13 protein-coding genes and 1 tRNA gene are annotated in these 14,670 nt (G+C 74.0%); 4 read left to right on the top strand and 10 right to left on the bottom strand.

Features of this window, described 5'->3' with window-relative positions:
• The first annotated feature begins 138 nt into the window (after window positions 1-138).
• Both ACI79I_RS23800 and ACI79I_RS23795 read left to right on the top strand, forming a co-directional pair.
• Window positions 139-1,047: an SDR family oxidoreductase gene (locus ACI79I_RS23800; RefSeq protein ID WP_456994950.1), complete on the top strand. Its 909-nt coding sequence runs from the start codon at window positions 139-141 to the stop codon at window positions 1,045-1,047.
• An 81-nt stretch (window positions 1,048-1,128) separates the two neighbouring features.
• Window positions 1,129-1,962, top strand: a complete 834-nt coding sequence (locus ACI79I_RS23795) for a mycofactocin-coupled SDR family oxidoreductase (protein ID WP_456994948.1) — start codon at window positions 1,129-1,131, stop codon at window positions 1,960-1,962.
• Between the two features lie 70 nt (window positions 1,963-2,032).
• Here ACI79I_RS23795 and ACI79I_RS23790 read toward each other — a convergent pair whose 3' ends face one another.
• Window positions 2,033-3,010 carry a PQQ-dependent sugar dehydrogenase gene (locus tag ACI79I_RS23790; RefSeq protein WP_456994946.1) on the bottom strand — a complete coding sequence of 326 codons (978 nt, stop codon included), beginning with the start codon at window positions 3,008-3,010 and terminating at the stop codon, window positions 2,033-2,035.
• 321 nt (window positions 3,011-3,331) lie between these two features.
• Window positions 3,332-3,404, bottom strand: a tRNA-Asn gene (locus ACI79I_RS23785).
• A 137-nt stretch (window positions 3,405-3,541) separates the two neighbouring features.
• Here ACI79I_RS23785 and ACI79I_RS23780 point away from each other — a divergent pair.
• Complete coding sequence (locus tag ACI79I_RS23780) at window positions 3,542-3,814, top strand: hypothetical protein (protein WP_456948356.1); 273 nt, start codon at window positions 3,542-3,544, stop codon at window positions 3,812-3,814.
• Window positions 3,815-3,821: 7 nt separating this feature from the next.
• On the opposite strand, the gene ACI79I_RS23775 is transcribed toward ACI79I_RS23780, so the two are convergent.
• From ACI79I_RS23775 to ACI79I_RS23740, 8 genes are all read right to left on the bottom strand, one after another.
• Window positions 3,822-4,403, bottom strand: coding sequence for a hypothetical protein (locus ACI79I_RS23775; RefSeq protein WP_456994944.1), 582 nt, complete (start codon window positions 4,401-4,403; stop codon window positions 3,822-3,824).
• The gene (gene dnaG / locus ACI79I_RS23770; RefSeq protein ID WP_456994942.1) at window positions 4,400-7,231 is read right to left on the bottom strand and encodes a DNA primase; all 2,832 of its coding nucleotides are present in this window, start codon (window positions 7,229-7,231) and stop codon (window positions 4,400-4,402) included. The genes ACI79I_RS23775 and dnaG overlap by 4 nt, the downstream gene beginning before the upstream one ends.
• A complete protein-coding gene (locus tag ACI79I_RS23765) occupies window positions 7,231-7,743 on the bottom strand; it encodes a hypothetical protein (protein WP_456994940.1) in 513 nt (170 codons plus the stop codon). Before ACI79I_RS23765 ends, dnaG begins: the two co-directional genes overlap by 1 nt.
• Before the next feature lie 14 nt (window positions 7,744-7,757).
• A complete protein-coding gene (locus ACI79I_RS23760; protein WP_456994938.1) occupies window positions 7,758-8,387 on the bottom strand; it encodes a YdcF family protein in 630 nt (209 codons plus the stop codon).
• Between the two features lie 142 nt (window positions 8,388-8,529).
• Entirely contained in the window at window positions 8,530-11,250 is a 2,721-nt protein-coding gene (ppdK, locus tag ACI79I_RS23755; RefSeq protein WP_456994936.1) for a pyruvate, phosphate dikinase, read from the bottom strand.
• A 136-nt stretch (window positions 11,251-11,386) separates the two neighbouring features.
• Window positions 11,387-11,833, bottom strand: coding sequence for a hypothetical protein (locus ACI79I_RS23750; RefSeq protein WP_456994976.1), 447 nt, complete (start codon window positions 11,831-11,833; stop codon window positions 11,387-11,389).
• A 5-nt stretch (window positions 11,834-11,838) separates the two neighbouring features.
• Window positions 11,839-12,996 (bottom strand): tRNA dihydrouridine synthase DusB, encoded by a 1,158-nt coding sequence (gene dusB, locus ACI79I_RS23745; RefSeq protein ID WP_456994934.1) that lies wholly within the window; start codon window positions 12,994-12,996, stop codon window positions 11,839-11,841.
• A gap of 31 nt (window positions 12,997-13,027) precedes the next feature.
• On the bottom strand, window positions 13,028-13,975 hold the full coding sequence (locus ACI79I_RS23740; RefSeq protein WP_456994932.1) for a helix-turn-helix transcriptional regulator: 948 nt from the start codon (window positions 13,973-13,975) through the stop codon (window positions 13,028-13,030).
• A 62-nt stretch (window positions 13,976-14,037) separates the two neighbouring features.
• On the opposite strand from ACI79I_RS23740, the gene ACI79I_RS23735 reads away from it, so the two are divergent.
• Window positions 14,038-14,607, top strand: a complete 570-nt coding sequence (locus ACI79I_RS23735) for a DinB family protein (protein ID WP_456994930.1) — start codon at window positions 14,038-14,040, stop codon at window positions 14,605-14,607.
• Window positions 14,608-14,670 lie beyond the last annotated feature (63 nt).

Below are 14,670 nucleotides of genomic sequence, written 5' to 3'. Positions count from 1 at the left end.
CGCGCGGCGAACTCCCCCTGCGCCGCGCCGGGCGCCCGCCGCCACCAGCGCCGCCAGTCGTCCGGGGGACGTCGACGGGCGTTGACAGCGGTCCGTGGCCGTGTCGTCCTGGGTCATCGCCACCCCCGGGAGAAGGCCATGAGTGAGCTCCTGCTCTGCGGCGCGACCGGCGACCTGGGCGGCCGGATCGCCGCCCGGCTGGCCGAACGGCGGATCCCGTTCCGGGCGCTCGTGCGGCCGGGCAGCGACGCCGCCGCTCTGCGGTCGTCGCACGCCGACCTCCGCGTCGGCGATCTCACCGACCCACCCAGTCTCGACCGGGCGCTGGCCGGGGTGCGGACCGTGGTCACCACCGCCAACGGCATCGGCCGGAGGCTGGCAGGGGCGACGGACGTGTCCATCGACCGGGTCGACCGCGACGGGAACGCCGCGCTGGTCCGGGCGGCGGAGGCGGCCGGCGTCGACCGGTTCGTCTTCGTCTCCGCGCAGGGCATGACCGACGCCATGGTGTCCCTGGTGCCCTTCTTCGCCGCCAAGCGGGCAACGGAGCGGTTGCTGCAGGCATCGCCCATGCGGTCGGTCATCGTGCGGCCGGCCGCCTTCCAGGAGGTGTGGCTCGGGCCGCAGTCCGGCATCCGCCCGGACAAGCGGCTGGCCGTCATCTACGGTCGCGGCCACACGCCGGTGCCGTACGTCGCGGCCGACGACGTCGCCGAGGCGTGCGTCCGCCTGGCGACGATGGCCGACCCACCGGGTGCACTGGACTTCGGTGGACCCGAGGCGCTGACCCGGCACCAGGTCGTCGATGCCCTCGAGCGCGCCCTCGGCGCGCAACTCCGTCGCATCGTCGTCCCCCGCCCGGTGCTCACCCTCGCCGCCCGGGCCCTGCGGCGACGCCGGCCGGAACTGGCCTCGGTCCTGGGCATCGCGCTGTCCATGGACACCGGCGAGGAGGCGGGCGACCCACCGTTGCGGGCCCTCGGCATCGAGCCGCGGCCGGCATCGGCGCACATCGCCGCCTGGGCACGGGCGAGTGCTCACACCTGACGCCCGACCGAACAGGGGCGACGACCGCGAGCGGGCCCGTAGTGTGACGCGCCACACACGACATCGGCGAGGGGAGACGTCATGGGCAAGCTCGAGGGCAAGGTCGCCTTCGTCACCGGAGCGGCCCAGGGACAGGGGCGCAGCCACGCGGTCGAGCTCGCCCGGGAGGGCGCCGACGTCATCGCCGTCGACGTCTGCGAGCAGGTCCCGGGGATGCCCTACCCGACGGGCACCTGGGAGAAGCTGCAGGAGACCGTCCGGGAGGTCGAGGCGCTGGACCGCCGGATCGTGGCGGCGAAGGCCGACGTCCGGGACTACGACGCCCTCGCCGGCGCGGTCGACGAGGGGGTGAGCCAACTCGGCCGGCTGGACATCGTGGCCGCCAACGCCGGGATCGGGTCGCTGCCGCACGCCTCCCACGAGCTGCCGCTCGACGTCTGGCAGCAGATGATCGACGTCAACCTCACCGGGGTGTGGCAGACCTGCAAGGCCGCGATCCCGCACATCCTCGCCGGCGGCCAGGGCGGCGCCATCGTGTTGACCAGCTCCGCGGCCGGGCTGCAGGCCTACTCGCACATCTCGCACTACGTGTCGGCCAAGCACGGCGTGGTCGGCCTGATGCGCACCCTCGCCGTGGAGTACGGGCCGGAGCGGATCCGGGTGAACAGCATCCACCCGACCCAGGTCGAGACCGACATGATCATGAACGACGAGACGATGAAGGTCTTCGTCCCGGACATCCCGAACCCGACCCGGGCGGACTTCGAGCCGAGGTCGCAGGCCATGCACACCCTGCCCATCCCGTGGGTCCAGCCGATCGACATCAGCCGGGCGCTGGTGTTCCTGGTGTCCGACGACGCCCGGTACATCACGGGCGTGCCACTGCCGGTGGACGCCGGAGCCCTGGTCAAGTGACGTCCCGCGGGACGGGCACGACCCCGGCGGTGCGGACTGGGACGGCAGCCGATCTCCGGCGATCCGGGACTCAGGGAGCCGCCACCGGGAAGCGCACGATCCGGTCGTCGCCGTCGCGCTCGTCGCCCCGGCCGTCGCCGTTGGACGTCGACAGCCACAGTGCTCCGTCGGGGGCCTGCACGACCGTGCGCAGGCGCCCGTAGGCACCCTCCAGCTCGGCGCGCGGCTCACCGACGCCGTCGGCCTGCAGCGGCACCGCCCACAGCCGCTCCCCGGCGAGCGCGGCGACGTAGAGCGTGTCCCCCACGACGGTCGCGCCGGAGGGAGAGGCCTCCGACGTGTCCCACACGACCAGCGGGTTGGTGAACCGGCCGCCGTCGGTGTCGCCCTCGCCTTCGACGTCGGGCCAGCCGTAGTTGCCGCCGGGCTCGATGAGGTTGACCTCGTCGACGGCGTTCTGACCGAACTCGGTGGCCCACAGCCGACCCGCGCCGTCCCAGGCCAGGCCCTGCACGTTGCGGTGCCCGAGGCTGTAGACCGGGGAGCCGGGCGTCGGGTTGTCCGGCGGCACCGAGCCGTCCGGGCGCAGCCGCAGGATCTTGCCGTTGGGGTCGTCGGGGTCCTGGGCGGCACCCCGGTCGCCGGCGTCACCCGTGGCGACGTAGAGCTGCCCGTCGGGGCCGAAGGCGATGCGCCCACCGTTGTGGACGTTCGCCGCGTCGATGCCCGCCAGCACCACCTCGGCCTCGGCCGGCGCGTCGAGCCGGAAGCGGACGACGCGGTTGTCCTCGTCGGTGGTGAGGTAGGCGTACACCCAGGGGTCCTCGTCGTGGTCGGGGGGCACGGCGAGTCCGAGCAGGCCGCCCTCGCCGCGCGCCGCGACGTCCGCGAGCACCGCCACCTGGGCCGGCTGCCCGCCGTCCGGAGGCAACCGCAGGACGCGCCCGTCGTCCCGCTCGGCCACCAGAGCCGAGCCGTCCGGGAGGAAGGCGATCCCCCATGGGACGTCCAGCCCGGTCACCAGCTCCTGCGGCGCGCCGAGGTCCACCCTGGCGACGGCGGCGGGAGGCGGTCCACCGGTCGGCGGGGACGCGGGCGGTACGGCAGGCGTCCCGCTGGCAACGACCCGATCATCGTCGGCGCCGCACCCGGCGAGCAGCGCGGCGGCGAGGACGAGGGCCCCGGAAGCGCGCCGCAGCGGAGACGGGGACGGGCCGGGACCACGGGACGACCCTGGATCGTTGCGCACAGCGTCATGGTGGCCCGGAACTCGCCGGATCGAGACCGTGGCGAGAGGGGAGTTCGTCGGTCGTCCGCTGGCCTTGGTCGATCGACCATCGACGCGACCGGCCGTTCACCAGCGGAACTGCTCCCCCGATTGGACTCGAACCAATAACCCTGCGATTAACAGTCGCATGCTCTGCCAATTGAGCTACGGGGGATCGGCGGGTCGGACCCGCGCGCAGGAGCAAGAGTACCCGACGCCGTCCGGGCTCCCGCGGAGGGGCGTTCGCGTCGCGCGTCACAGGCGGCCCGGTTACCGTGATCATCCGCTCGCAGACTCAGCAGGAGGTCCCCCGTGGCGAAGCTGTCCTTCCTCGCCGGCTTCGGTGCCGGGTACGTGCTCGGCTCGAAGGCCGGGCGGGAACGCTACGAGCAGATCCGCAAGGCGTGGGACAACGCCAAGGACAACCCGCAGCTGCAGGGCGTGGCGGGGATGGCCCAGGCCCGCGCCGACGCGGTCGTCAACTCGGTGAAGGCCCGCATGGGCCGCGACACCCCCAGCGAGCGCCCGACCGGGCCCACCGCCCCGGGGCCGGTGGCGCCGCCGAGCCCGGGTCCGACGCCCTGACGCGGGGTCAGACCACCTGGTCGGCGGCGACGACCTCGGCCAGCTTCTCCCGCGCGACCTCCCGGGCGACCGGGTCGCTGCGGTCGGCGTCGTCGTCGAACACGACCGTCCACTCGCGCGCGGCCTGACCGGGCACCCGCCGCGCCACGAGCAGGACTCCCCCGCCGCCGGGCAACGGTGCCCGGCGGCTGTCGACCACCGTCTCGTCCACCCGCCGCCGGACGACGGCCGGCAGGTCACCGGCGTCGCGCAACGCGTGCCGCTCCACCGGCAGCCGCGCCTGCACGCCCGGCTCGACCTCCCTCAGCGCGGTGACCTCGAAGCGGCCGCCGCCGTCTCCGGTCGCCGTCCACCGGGCGGAGGCCACCTCGTGCCACGGCAGGACGCCGACGTCGCCGGCCTCGGGCAGGGCCAGGCCGGCGGGGACGCTGCGCAGGCCGCGGGAGGTGGCGACCAGCCAGCCCTCGTCGCGCACCAGCGCACCCCAGGCGAGCACCCGCTCGTCGGGGTCGGCCGAGGCCTGCACCACCGCGCGGACCAGCTCCGGCGGACGGGCCAGCCGCCGCCGGACCCGCTCGACGAGGCTCACTGCGCGAGCCCGCCCATCGCCCGCTGCCGCAGCGAGATCGCCTGCTGCTCGAGGGCCATCAGCTGGCCGAACGCCCGCATGTACTCGTCGCCGGCCTCCACCGGGTTCATCCGCTGCAGCCGGCCCTTCAGCGCGGCCACCTGCCGGACGGTGTGCATCTCCTCCAGCCGGGCCAGCACCGCGTTGACGTAGCCGGCGTCGGCCTCCCCCACCGACCGCATCGGCTCGACGGCCAGCGCGGTCAGCTGTGCCCGGGCGCTCTCGCTGGTGCAGTTCGCGGCGATCTCGTCCAGCCACGCCGGGCCGGTCACCCGCGTCGCGGCCGCACCACCGGCAGCGGCGACCGCGGCGGCCACCGCGGCGTGGTCGGGGTCGGTGTAGGCCTCCACCGGGATCGCGTCGAACGACGGCCCGGCCAGCTCGGGCACCTGCAGCGCCGCCTTGACCGCCTCGCGCTCGACGGCGACCGCGATGTCGTCCGGCGACCGCTTCGGCGTCCGGGCACCGCGGGACCGCTGCGGTGCGGCGTCGTCCCCGGTCAGCCGGCGCACCCGCTCCTGCACCTCGGCCTCGTCGGTGTTGCCGATCATCCCGGCCAGCTGGCGGGCGTAGGCCGGCCGCAGCGCGTGGTCCTTGATCTGCGCGACCAGCGGCACGGTCTTCTCCAGCGCGGCGACCCGGCCCTCGACGGTGTCGAGGTCGTAGCCGGCCAGCGTGGTTTTCAGCACGAAGGCGATCAGCGGCGTCCGGCGGGCGACGAGGTCCCGGACGGCGGCGTCGCCGTGCGCCTGGCGGAGCTCGCAGGGGTCCCGGCCGTCGGGCTCGACCGCGACGAACGTCTGCCCGACGAAGCGCTGGTCCTCGGCGAAGGTCTTCATCGCCGCGTTCTGGCCGGCCGCGTCGCCGTCGAAGGTGTAGATGACCTCGCCGCGGAACTCGTCCTGGTCCATCAGCAGCCGGCGCAGGACGCTGATGTGCTCCGGGCCGAACGCCGTGCCGCAGGAGGCCACCGCCGTCGTCACGCCGGCCAGGTGGCAGGCCATGACGTCGGTGTAGCCCTCGACGACCACCGCCTGGTGCCGGCGGGCGATGTCGCGCTTGGCCCGGTCGATGCCGTAGAGGACGGTGCTCTTCTTGTAGAGCGGGGTCTCGGGGGTGTTGAGGTACTTCGGGCCCGGGTCGTCGTCCATCAGCTTGCGGGCACCGAAGCCGATGACGTCGCCGGTGATGTCGCGGATCGGCCAGACCAGCCGGCGGTGGAACCGGTCGATCAGCGTCCCGCGGGAGGACTCCTTGGCCAGCCCGGCGGTGACCAGCTCCTGCTGGGTGAAGCCGTTGCCGCGCAGGTGGCGGGTCAGGGTGTCCCAGCCGCCCGGGGCGTAGCCGCAGCCGTAGTCCAGCGCCACCTGCCGGTCGAAGCCACGGTCGGCGAGGAACTGCCGCGCGGGCGCGGCCTCGGGCGTGGTCAGCTGCTCGGCGTAGAAGGCCGCGGCCGCGGTGTTGGCAGCGACCAGCCGGGCTCGCTGGCCCACCTGCGCGCGGTCCGGCGCGCCGGTGGGCCGGCCACCGTCGTCCTCGTAGTGCAGCTCGACGTTGGCCCGCCCGGCGAGCAGCTCGACGGCCTCGCTGAACGACAGGTGGTCGATCTCCTGCACGAAGCGGATGACGTCGCCGCCCACCCCACACCCGAAACAGTTCCCGGTGAGGATGTTGTCCTCGAGAGTGAAGGCGTGGGTCCCGGGCACCTCGGCGCAGAACACCTCCTCCACCCGGTCGGACCACTCGACCGACTGGACGACCCAGTTCTTCCGCTCGTACTTCTTCTCGTTGACCAGGTAGCGCTGACGGTGCTGGTCGAGGAGGAAGAAGGACTCGGGCAGCCCCTTGGTCATGAAGCGGACGTTGTAGATGTCGCTGGGCACGCCGTCGATGCCGACCCGCGTCTGCTTGGCGACACCGAAGGTCCCGATGCCGAGTCGGGTGCAGAGGGTGCGGACATACTCGAGGTCGTCGACACGCGCCGAGTTCAGGACCGCGTCGCCGTCGTCAGCGACGCACCCGTCCGCCGCGAAGTAGCCCGCGAGCCAGCCGAGCAGGTAGGAGGCGTCCTCGTCCAGCGACGGGCGCTCCTCCTTGAAGTAGGCGGGCAGCCCGTAGTACCTGGTGACGCCCTCCCCCTCCCAGCTCCTGCAGCCGGCGAAGTACTGGGCGAGCTGCGCGTCCTCGTCGCCGAACAGGTTCGCGATGGAGCCTGCACCACCGCGCGTGCCGTCCCCGTAGACGAGGCCCCGTGCGATGCCGAACGGTGACGGGCGGGTGGCCGGGTTGAGGACCCGGCTCATCGGGAAGGAGTGCGAGAGCCGGTCGCCGGCCCGGAGGTCCTTGGTCAGCTTCTCCCGACGGTCCTGACGCGGCGAGCCGGAGGGCACGAACCAGCGGTGCTCGTCCGTGGCGTGGAGGACCTTCGTCCGGCCGTTGCGGGTGAGCACCAGCTTCATCAGCCGCTGGGTCCCGTACGAGCGGAACGGCGCCTCGACCCAGCCCCCGTCGCCATTGAGGACTCGCACGGTCTTCCCGGCGAGCTCGCGGATCGGCACGGTGCCGTCCTCGGTGAGGACACCGGTCTCCCCTGCGAGACAGTGGTAGAGGCCGCGCGACGGCGTGACGTGGAAGGACGGCGACTTCTCGTCGTGGAAGGGGCACAGGCCCTTGAGGCTGCCCCCGCCCGCGCGCTTGAGCTGCAGGTGCTCGCCGATGATCTCGTCGATCCTGCTCCGCTCGCGGACCAGCGCGATGTCCGCGGCCCGGATGCGCCCCCGCCCGGCCATCAGCTGCCTCCCGCCGCAGCCGCGCCACCGGCGATCGCGGCCGTGGTCGCCGCCTGGTCCCGGCGGCTCATCACCAGCGCCAGCCACAGCAGGAAGACCTGGGAGTCCAGTGGCAGGGAATCGTCCGCGGTGAGGGTCGACCGCGGCGACCAGCCGCCCGTCGTCCCCGTCTCGGCGACCACCCGGCCGTCGAGCAGGTAGCGGTACCCGCCCTTCCAGCGGGACACCACCTCGGCGCGCAGCGGCGTCCCCTCGAGGTCGGCGTCCCAGGTGCCCTTCCAGAACGACGTCTGCCAGGCCCGCAGCCGGACGGCGTCCTCCGGGTCGGCCACCCACCGGCCGGTGAGCTCCCGCTTGCGCTTCGCGAGCACCCACTCGCGGTCACCGACGACGGCCGTGGCCGCCTCCTTCCAGCTCGAGGCCCGCAGCGTCGCGACGACGACACCGTCGCGCAGCACGGGCAGCACCCGCTTCTCGGTGCCGGCGGTGCCGGCCTTGCCCAGTTCGAGCACGATCCCTCCCCCGCTCAGCCGATCCCGGGCGCGCCGGCGACGCTCTCGCCGGTCGCGCGGTAGAGCAGGTACGCCGCCGTCTCCCGGAGGATGTAGCGGAACTGCGTGGTGCGGGTCTGCACCGCCGGGCCCTGCCGGGTCGGTGAGCTCTCCGCCGCGATGCCGGCGTCCTGCGCCATCCGCTCGGCGCGCAGGGCGTGCCACGGGTCGGTCACCAGGACCGCGGAGCTCCAGCCGCGCTCGGCGAACGCCGCGCCCACCGCCCGCATGCTCTGCAGGGTGTCCACGCCCTCCTGCACGGGGAGCAGCGCGTCCGCCGGGACGCCGGAGTCGGCCAGGTAGTCGGCGCCGGCCTCGGCCTCGGTGAACTGGTCCCCGGCCGCCTTGCCGCCGACGGTCACGACCACCGGTGCCACGCCGTCCTCGTACAGCTGCAGGGCGTGCTCCAGCCGGGCCTCGAAGATCGACGACGGGACGCCGTTGTACTGGGCCGAGCCCAGCACCACGATCGCGTCCGACTCCGGCCGGGCGTCCTGCCGCGCCGTCCACCAGATCGCCGTCGCGGTCGAGACGACCAGCAGGAAGAACGCCAGCACGAGGGCGCCGACCACCCGACCGATCAGGCTCCCTGCGCGCACCCCCACGGGTCATGGGTACCACGCGGGGCTGTCGGGACGAGGCGGATGGGGACGGTGTGCCGGACTTCCCCCGCGAGATCTGCACAGTGGTCGCCGTCAGCGGGCTGATCGCGACCACTGTGCAGATCTCGATCAGTGCACGGTGAGCTCAGGAGCCGGCGTGCTCGGCCCCCAGCGCGGCGCGGCCGGCCTCCAGCCGGGCCACCGGCACCCGGAACGGTGAGCAGGACACGTAGTCCAGGCCGACCTCGTGGAAGAAGTGCACCGAGTCCGGGTCCCCGCCGTGCTCGCCGCAGACGCCGAGCTTGAGCTCCGGGCGGCCGGCACGGCCGCGCTCGGCGCCGATCTCCACGAGCCGGCCCACCCCGGGGCGGTCGATCGACTCGAACGGCGAGACGCCGAAGATGCCCTTGTCCAGGTAGGCGTGGAAGAACGCCGCCTCCACGTCGTCCCGCGAGAAGCCCCAGGTCATCTGGGTGAGGTCGTTGGTGCCGAAGGAGAAGAACTCCGCCGACTGCGCGATCTCCTCCGCCGTCAGCGCCGCACGGGGCACCTCGATCATCGTGCCGATCAGCGGGCGCAGGTCGACGCCGTGGGCCGCGCAGACGTCGGTGACCACCCGCTCGGCCTCCTCGCGGATCGCCTCCAGCTCCTGCACCGCACCGACCAGCGGGATCATGATCTCCGGCCGGGGGTCGCCGCCGGCCTTGCGCCGCTCGCAGGCCGCCTCGACGATCGCCCGCACCTGCATGGCGAACAGGCCGGGGACGACCAGCCCCAGCCGGACACCGCGCAGGCCCAGCATCGGGTTCTGCTCGTGCATCCGCCGCACTGCGGCGAGCAGCCGCAGCTGGCCCTCGTCGTGGTGGCCCTCGGCCTCGGCGACCGCGACCCGCACCGACAGGTCGGTCAGGTCGGGCAGGAACTCGTGCAGCGGCGGGTCGAGCAGGCGGACGGTGACCGGCAGCCCGTCCATCGCCTCGAAGATCTCGCCGAAGTCCTGCTTCTGCAGCGGCTGGAGCGCGTCCAGCGCCGCCTGCCGCTCGTCGTCCCCCTCGGCGAGGATCAGCTTCTCCACCAGCTGGCGCCGGTCGCCCAGGAACATGTGCTCGGTCCGGCACAGGCCGATGCCGTGGGCGCCGAAGCGGCGGGCGCGAGCGGCGTCCTCGGGGGTGTCGGCGTTGGTCCGCACGTCCATCCGCCGGCGGGAGTCGGCGTGGGTGAGGAGCCGGTGCACGCTGCGCACCAGCTCATCAGCACCGCCGTCGGCTCCCGTCGAGTCCGGGTCGATCTCGCCCTCGAAGTACCGGACGACCGACGACGGCTCGACCGAGACCTCGCCCAGCCAGACCCGGCCGGTGGACCCGTCGATGGAGATGACGTCGCCCTCGTGCACCTCCGTGCCGTCGGGGGAGGTGAACCGCCTGGCCTTGGTGTCGACCTGCAGCTCCTCGGCACCGCAGACGCAGGTCTTGCCCATGCCGCGGGCGACGACGGCGGCGTGCGAGGTCTTGCCGCCGCGGCTGGTGAGCACGCCCTGGGCGGCGATCATCCCGGAGAGGTCGTCGGGGTTGGTCTCCCGCCGGACCAGCACCACCCGCTCGCCGCGGCCGGCCCACTCGACGGCGGTCTCGGAGGAGAAGACCGCCTTGCCGACCGCCGCGCCGGGCGAGGCGTTCATGCCCTGGGTGAGCTGGGTGGCGTCCCCGCCGGAGACGAACCGGGGGAACATCAGCTGGGCGAGCTGCTCGCCGGTGACCCGGCGGACCGCCTCGTCCAGGTCGATGAGGCCCTCGTCGACCAGCTGGGTCGCGATGCGGAACGCCGCGGCCGCCGTCCGCTTGCCGACGCGGGTCTGCAGCATCCAGAGCTTGCTGCGCTCGACGGTGAACTCGATGTCGCACAGGTCCCGGTAGTGCGACTCGAGCGTGCTCATGATCGACAGCAGCTCGCGGTAGGCGCCCGCGTCGATGCGCTCGAGCTCCCGCAGCGGCACGGTGTTGCGGATGCCGGCGACGACGTCCTCGCCCTGGGCGTTCTGCAGGTAGTCGCCGTAGACGCCCTGCTCCCCGCTGCCGGGGTCGCGGGTGAAGGCGACGCCGGTGCCGGAGTCCATGCCCAGGTTGCCGAAGACCATGGCCACGACGTTGACCGCGGTGCCGGCATCGCCCGGGATCCGCTCGCGGCGGCGGTAGAGGATCGCGCGCTCGGAGTTCCACGAGTCGAAGACGGCGTTGATGGCCAGGTCCAGCTGCTCGCGCGGGTCCTGCGGGAAGTCCCGGCCGGTGTGCTCGGAGACGATCCCCTTGTAGCGGCCGACGACGTCGCGCAGGTGCTCGGCGTCCAGGTCCAGGTCCAGGTCGGTGCCCTGCTCGCGCTTGACCTCGTCGAGCGCGTCGTCGAAGTGCTCGCCGTCGATCCCGAGCACGGTCTTGCCGAACATCTGGATCAGCCGGCGGTAGGAGTCCCAGGCGAACCGCTCGCTGCCCGACTGCGCGGCCAGGCCCTGGACCGACTCGTCGTTGAGACCGACGTTGAGGACGGTCTCCATCATCCCGGGCATCGACGCCGCGGCTCCGGAGCGGACGGAGACCAGCAGCGGGTCGGCCGGGTCGCCCAGGGTCTTGCCCATCGCCTTCTCCAGCGCCGTCAGGTGCTCGGTCACCTGGTCGGCGAGCTCGGGGGGCGTGCTGCCGTGCTGGAGGTAGTGGCGGCAGGCGTCGGTGGTGATGGTGAACCCGGGCGGCACCGGCAGGCCGAGGTTGGTCATCTCGGCGAGGTTGGCGCCCTTGCCGCCGAGCAGGTCCTTCTGGTCCTTGCTGCCCTGGCTGAAGTCGTAGACCCAGGTCGTCGCACCGGTCCCGCCCACCGTGCACCTCCGCGCTCGTCCGCCGACCGTCCCGCGCCCGGGGTAGACGTCTCATACGTCTCGGGCAGAGGTGATCGTGTCCGAAGCCGCGGAGGTCCGCCAGCCCCCGTGCGGGCGACCGGCGAGGAACCGGGCGTCAGCCGGTGGAGGTGCCGCAGACGCGCGCGCCGTCCTCGGGGACGACGGTGAACGTCGAGGTGCTGCCGTCGGTCCACCGGACGTCGACCCGCTGCACCGGCTCGCCGTCCCGCTCGCCCTCGGTGGTGCCGGCGACCTCGCCGTACCCGCCGGTGGCGTAGACCCCGGCCACCTGCTCGGGGGCGAGGCGGGCGCGCTCGCTCTCGCACAGCAGCCCGTGGGCGGTCTCGGCGTCGTCGGCGGCGAGTGCTGCGAGGAAGACCCCGGTGACCTCGCGCGCCTGCTCCTCCGGGCTGCCCTTGACCAGCGGCAGCCCGAGCGCCATCGCGACCGCGACGAGGACGGTGCCGCCGAGGATCGCCAGGATCAGGCCGCGCGCCGACCGCGGGGTGCCGGTGTGCAGCGGCGCCGGGTCGTCGTCGTAGAGGTAGGGGCCCTGGGTCATCGCGCTCACCCGCCGCTCACCAACAGTTCGGCCCCGGCCGGCGGTCGGGGGTCGTCGCGGTCGTCGAGCCAGCCCTCCGGCAGCGCGACGGGGCGCGGCGGGCTCGTGCGCCCGCGGGGGCCGCCGAGCACCGCCGTCGGATAGGGCTGGTCGGGGATGCCGGCCAGCAGCCTGCCCAGCTCGTCGAGCGAGCTGACCATCGCCAGGGCCCGGCGGACGTCGGAGCCGACCGAGAACCCCTTGAGGTACCAGGCGACGTGCTTGCGGAAGTCGGTGCAGCCGTGCAGCTCGCCCTGCTCCTCGGAGAGCAGCTCGGCGTGCCGGACCATGACCGCGGCGACCTCGCGGAGGGTCGGCAGCGCGCGGCGGGACTCCCCCGCGAAGGCCGCCGCCAGGTCGCCGAACAGCCACGGCCGCCCCAGGCAGCCCCGGCCGATGACGACGCCGGCGCACCCGGTCTCGGCGACCATGCGCAGGGCGTCGTCGGCCTCCCAGATGTCGCCGTTGCCGAGCACCGGGATGTCGACGGCCTCGACCAGCCGCGCGATCGGCGCCCAGTCGGCGGTGCCGCTGTAGAGCTGGTCGGCGGTGCGCCCGTGCAGGGTGATCGCCGCGGCGCCCTCGTCCTGCGCGATCCGGCCGGCGTCGAGGTAGGTGACGTGGTCGGCGTCGATGCCGATGCGGGTCTTGACGGTGACCGGCACGTCCCCGGCGGCCCGGACGGCGGCCCGCACGATGTCGCGGAAGAGCACCCGACGCCACGGCAGCGCCGACCCCCCGCCCTTGCGCGTGACCTTGGGCACCGGGCAGCCGAAGTTGAGGTCCACGTGCGCGGGTCGGGTGCCGGCGACGCCCTCGTCGACCAGCATCTCGACCGCGCGGCCGACGGTCGCCGGGTCGACGCCGTAGAGCTGCACGGAGAAGGCGTCCTTCTCGTCGGGGGTCGCCCGCACCATCGCCAGGGTCTTCTCGTTGCGCTCCACCAGCGCCCGCGTGGTGATCATCTCGCAGACGTAGAGGCCGGCGCCGAACTCGCGGCACAGCGTGCGGAACGCCGGGTTGGTGATGCCGGCCATCGGGGCGAGGACGACGACGGGGTCGACCGCCAGCGCGCCGAGCTGCAGCGGCGGCAGGGCCGTCGCCGGCTCGAGCGTGCTGGTCACACCTCCCAGGGTAAGCGGCGCGGCGGAGCGCTCATCCCGCGGCGCGGCGCAGGCGGTCGGCGAGCTCCCGGCACCGTTCGCCGAGCTCCGTGGGGTCCAGCACGGTGAAGTCCACGTCGAGCAGGACCAGGTGGGCGGCGATGGTGTCCAGGCTGTCGGCGCCGGTGGTGAGCAGGCAGCGCCGCTCGTCGAGGACCTCCACCACCGCGACCGTCGGCGGCACGAGCGCGGTGACCGTCTCGGCGGGTGCCTCCAGCAGGACGCGGGCGCGCCAGCGGTAGGGACCCGCGGCCACGCCCTCGCTGACGTACCGGGCGGCGTCGGGCGGATCAGCCGGGCGGGACCGCACCCCGGTGGCCAGCGCGTCGGAGAGCCGGTCGACCCGGAAGCTGCGCCAGGCGTCGCGGTCGACGTCGCGGGCCACGAGGTACCAGCGGCGGCCGCTGCACACCAGGCGGTGGGGCTCGACGTGCCGCCGGGTGTCGGCCCCGTCGGCGGCGGTGTACCGGAAGCGCAGCCGCTCGCCGTCGCGGCAGGCCAGCGCCAGCACGCCCAGCAGGCCGGGGTCGACGGTGGGGACGGTGCCGGGCACCGACACCGTCGCCGACTGCAGCGCGGCCACCCGGTGGCGGAGCCGGCCGGGCAGCACCTGCTCGAGGACCGAGGTGGCCCGGACGGCGGCCTCCTCCGCACCGGCCATCGCGCCGGCCGAAGCCACGTGCAGGGCGACGGCGACGGTCACCGCGGCCTCGTCGTCGAGCACCAGGGGTGGCAGGGCGGTCCCGGGACCGAGCACGTAACCCCCGGCGGGACCGGGCGCGGCGTCGACCCGGTACCCAAGCTCGCGGAGCCGCTCCACGTCGCGGCGGACCGTCCGCGGGGTCACGCCCAGCCGCGCGGCGAGGTCCTCCCCGCGCCAGGAGCGGGCAGAGGTGAGCAGCGCGAGGAGCCGCAGCACGCGGACGGTCGGATCGGCCACGGCGACATCCTCACGCAGGATGCGGACAGGATCGGTCCGCATCTGTGCCTAGCGTGCTGCTCATGGAGACGACACGGACGACGGTGGACTGGACGCACGAGCTCGTCGAGCAGCTGGACCTGCACTGGCGCACCCAGCTGCGGCCGCGGCTGGACGGGCTGACCGACGAGGAGTACCGCTGGGAACCGGTCCGCGGGGCCTGGAACGTGCGCCCGCGCGGCACCTCCCCCGCGCCGATCGCCGCCGGCCGGGGCGACTTCACCATCGACTTCGCCGTGCCCGAGCCCGACCCCGCGCCGGTCACGACGATCGCCTGGCGGATGGGGCACCTGGTCGTCGGCGTGCTCGGCACGCGGGCGGCCGCCCACTTCGGCGGTCCGGCGATGGACTACGAGAGCCACGAATACCCGGGTGACGCGGCCACGGCACTGGCGCAACTCGACGCCGTCTACGCCGCGTGGACGACGGGCGTGCGGGGACTGGACGAGGCGGCGCTGGCCCGGCCGTGCGGGCCGGCCGAGGGGCCTTACGCCGAGCTGCCGATGGCGACGCTGGTGCTGCACATCAACCGGGAGGTGATCCACCACGGCGCCGAGATCGCCCTGCTGCGCGACCTCCACCGCTGGCGCTGAGCCCAGGGGTGGGGGGGGGGGGGGGGGGGGGGGGGGGGGGCGCGGCGGCTCCCGCGCTGGGCC

The organism is Geodermatophilus sp. SYSU D01105, assembly GCF_054050095.1.
This window is presented reverse-complemented; position numbering and strand designations above follow the sequence as displayed.

Bases quoted from the DNA above. Each gene is read 5' to 3' on its own strand.
- ACI79I_RS23800 (WP_456994950.1), top strand. From the start codon at position 139: ATGAGTGAGCTCCTGCTCTGCGGCGCGACCGGCGACCTGGGCGGCCGG.
- ACI79I_RS23795 (WP_456994948.1), top strand. From the start codon at position 1,129: ATGGGCAAGCTCGAGGGCAAGGTCGCCTTCGTCACCGGAGCGGCCCAG.
- dnaG (WP_456994942.1), bottom strand. From the start codon at position 7,231: ATGGCCGGGCGGGGGCGCATCCGGGCCGCGGACATCGCGCTGGTCCGC.
- ACI79I_RS23750 (WP_456994976.1), bottom strand. From the start codon at position 11,833: ATGACCCAGGGCCCCTACCTCTACGACGACGACCCGGCGCCGCTGCAC.
- ACI79I_RS23735 (WP_456994930.1), top strand. From the start codon at position 14,038: ATGGAGACGACACGGACGACGGTGGACTGGACGCACGAGCTCGTCGAG.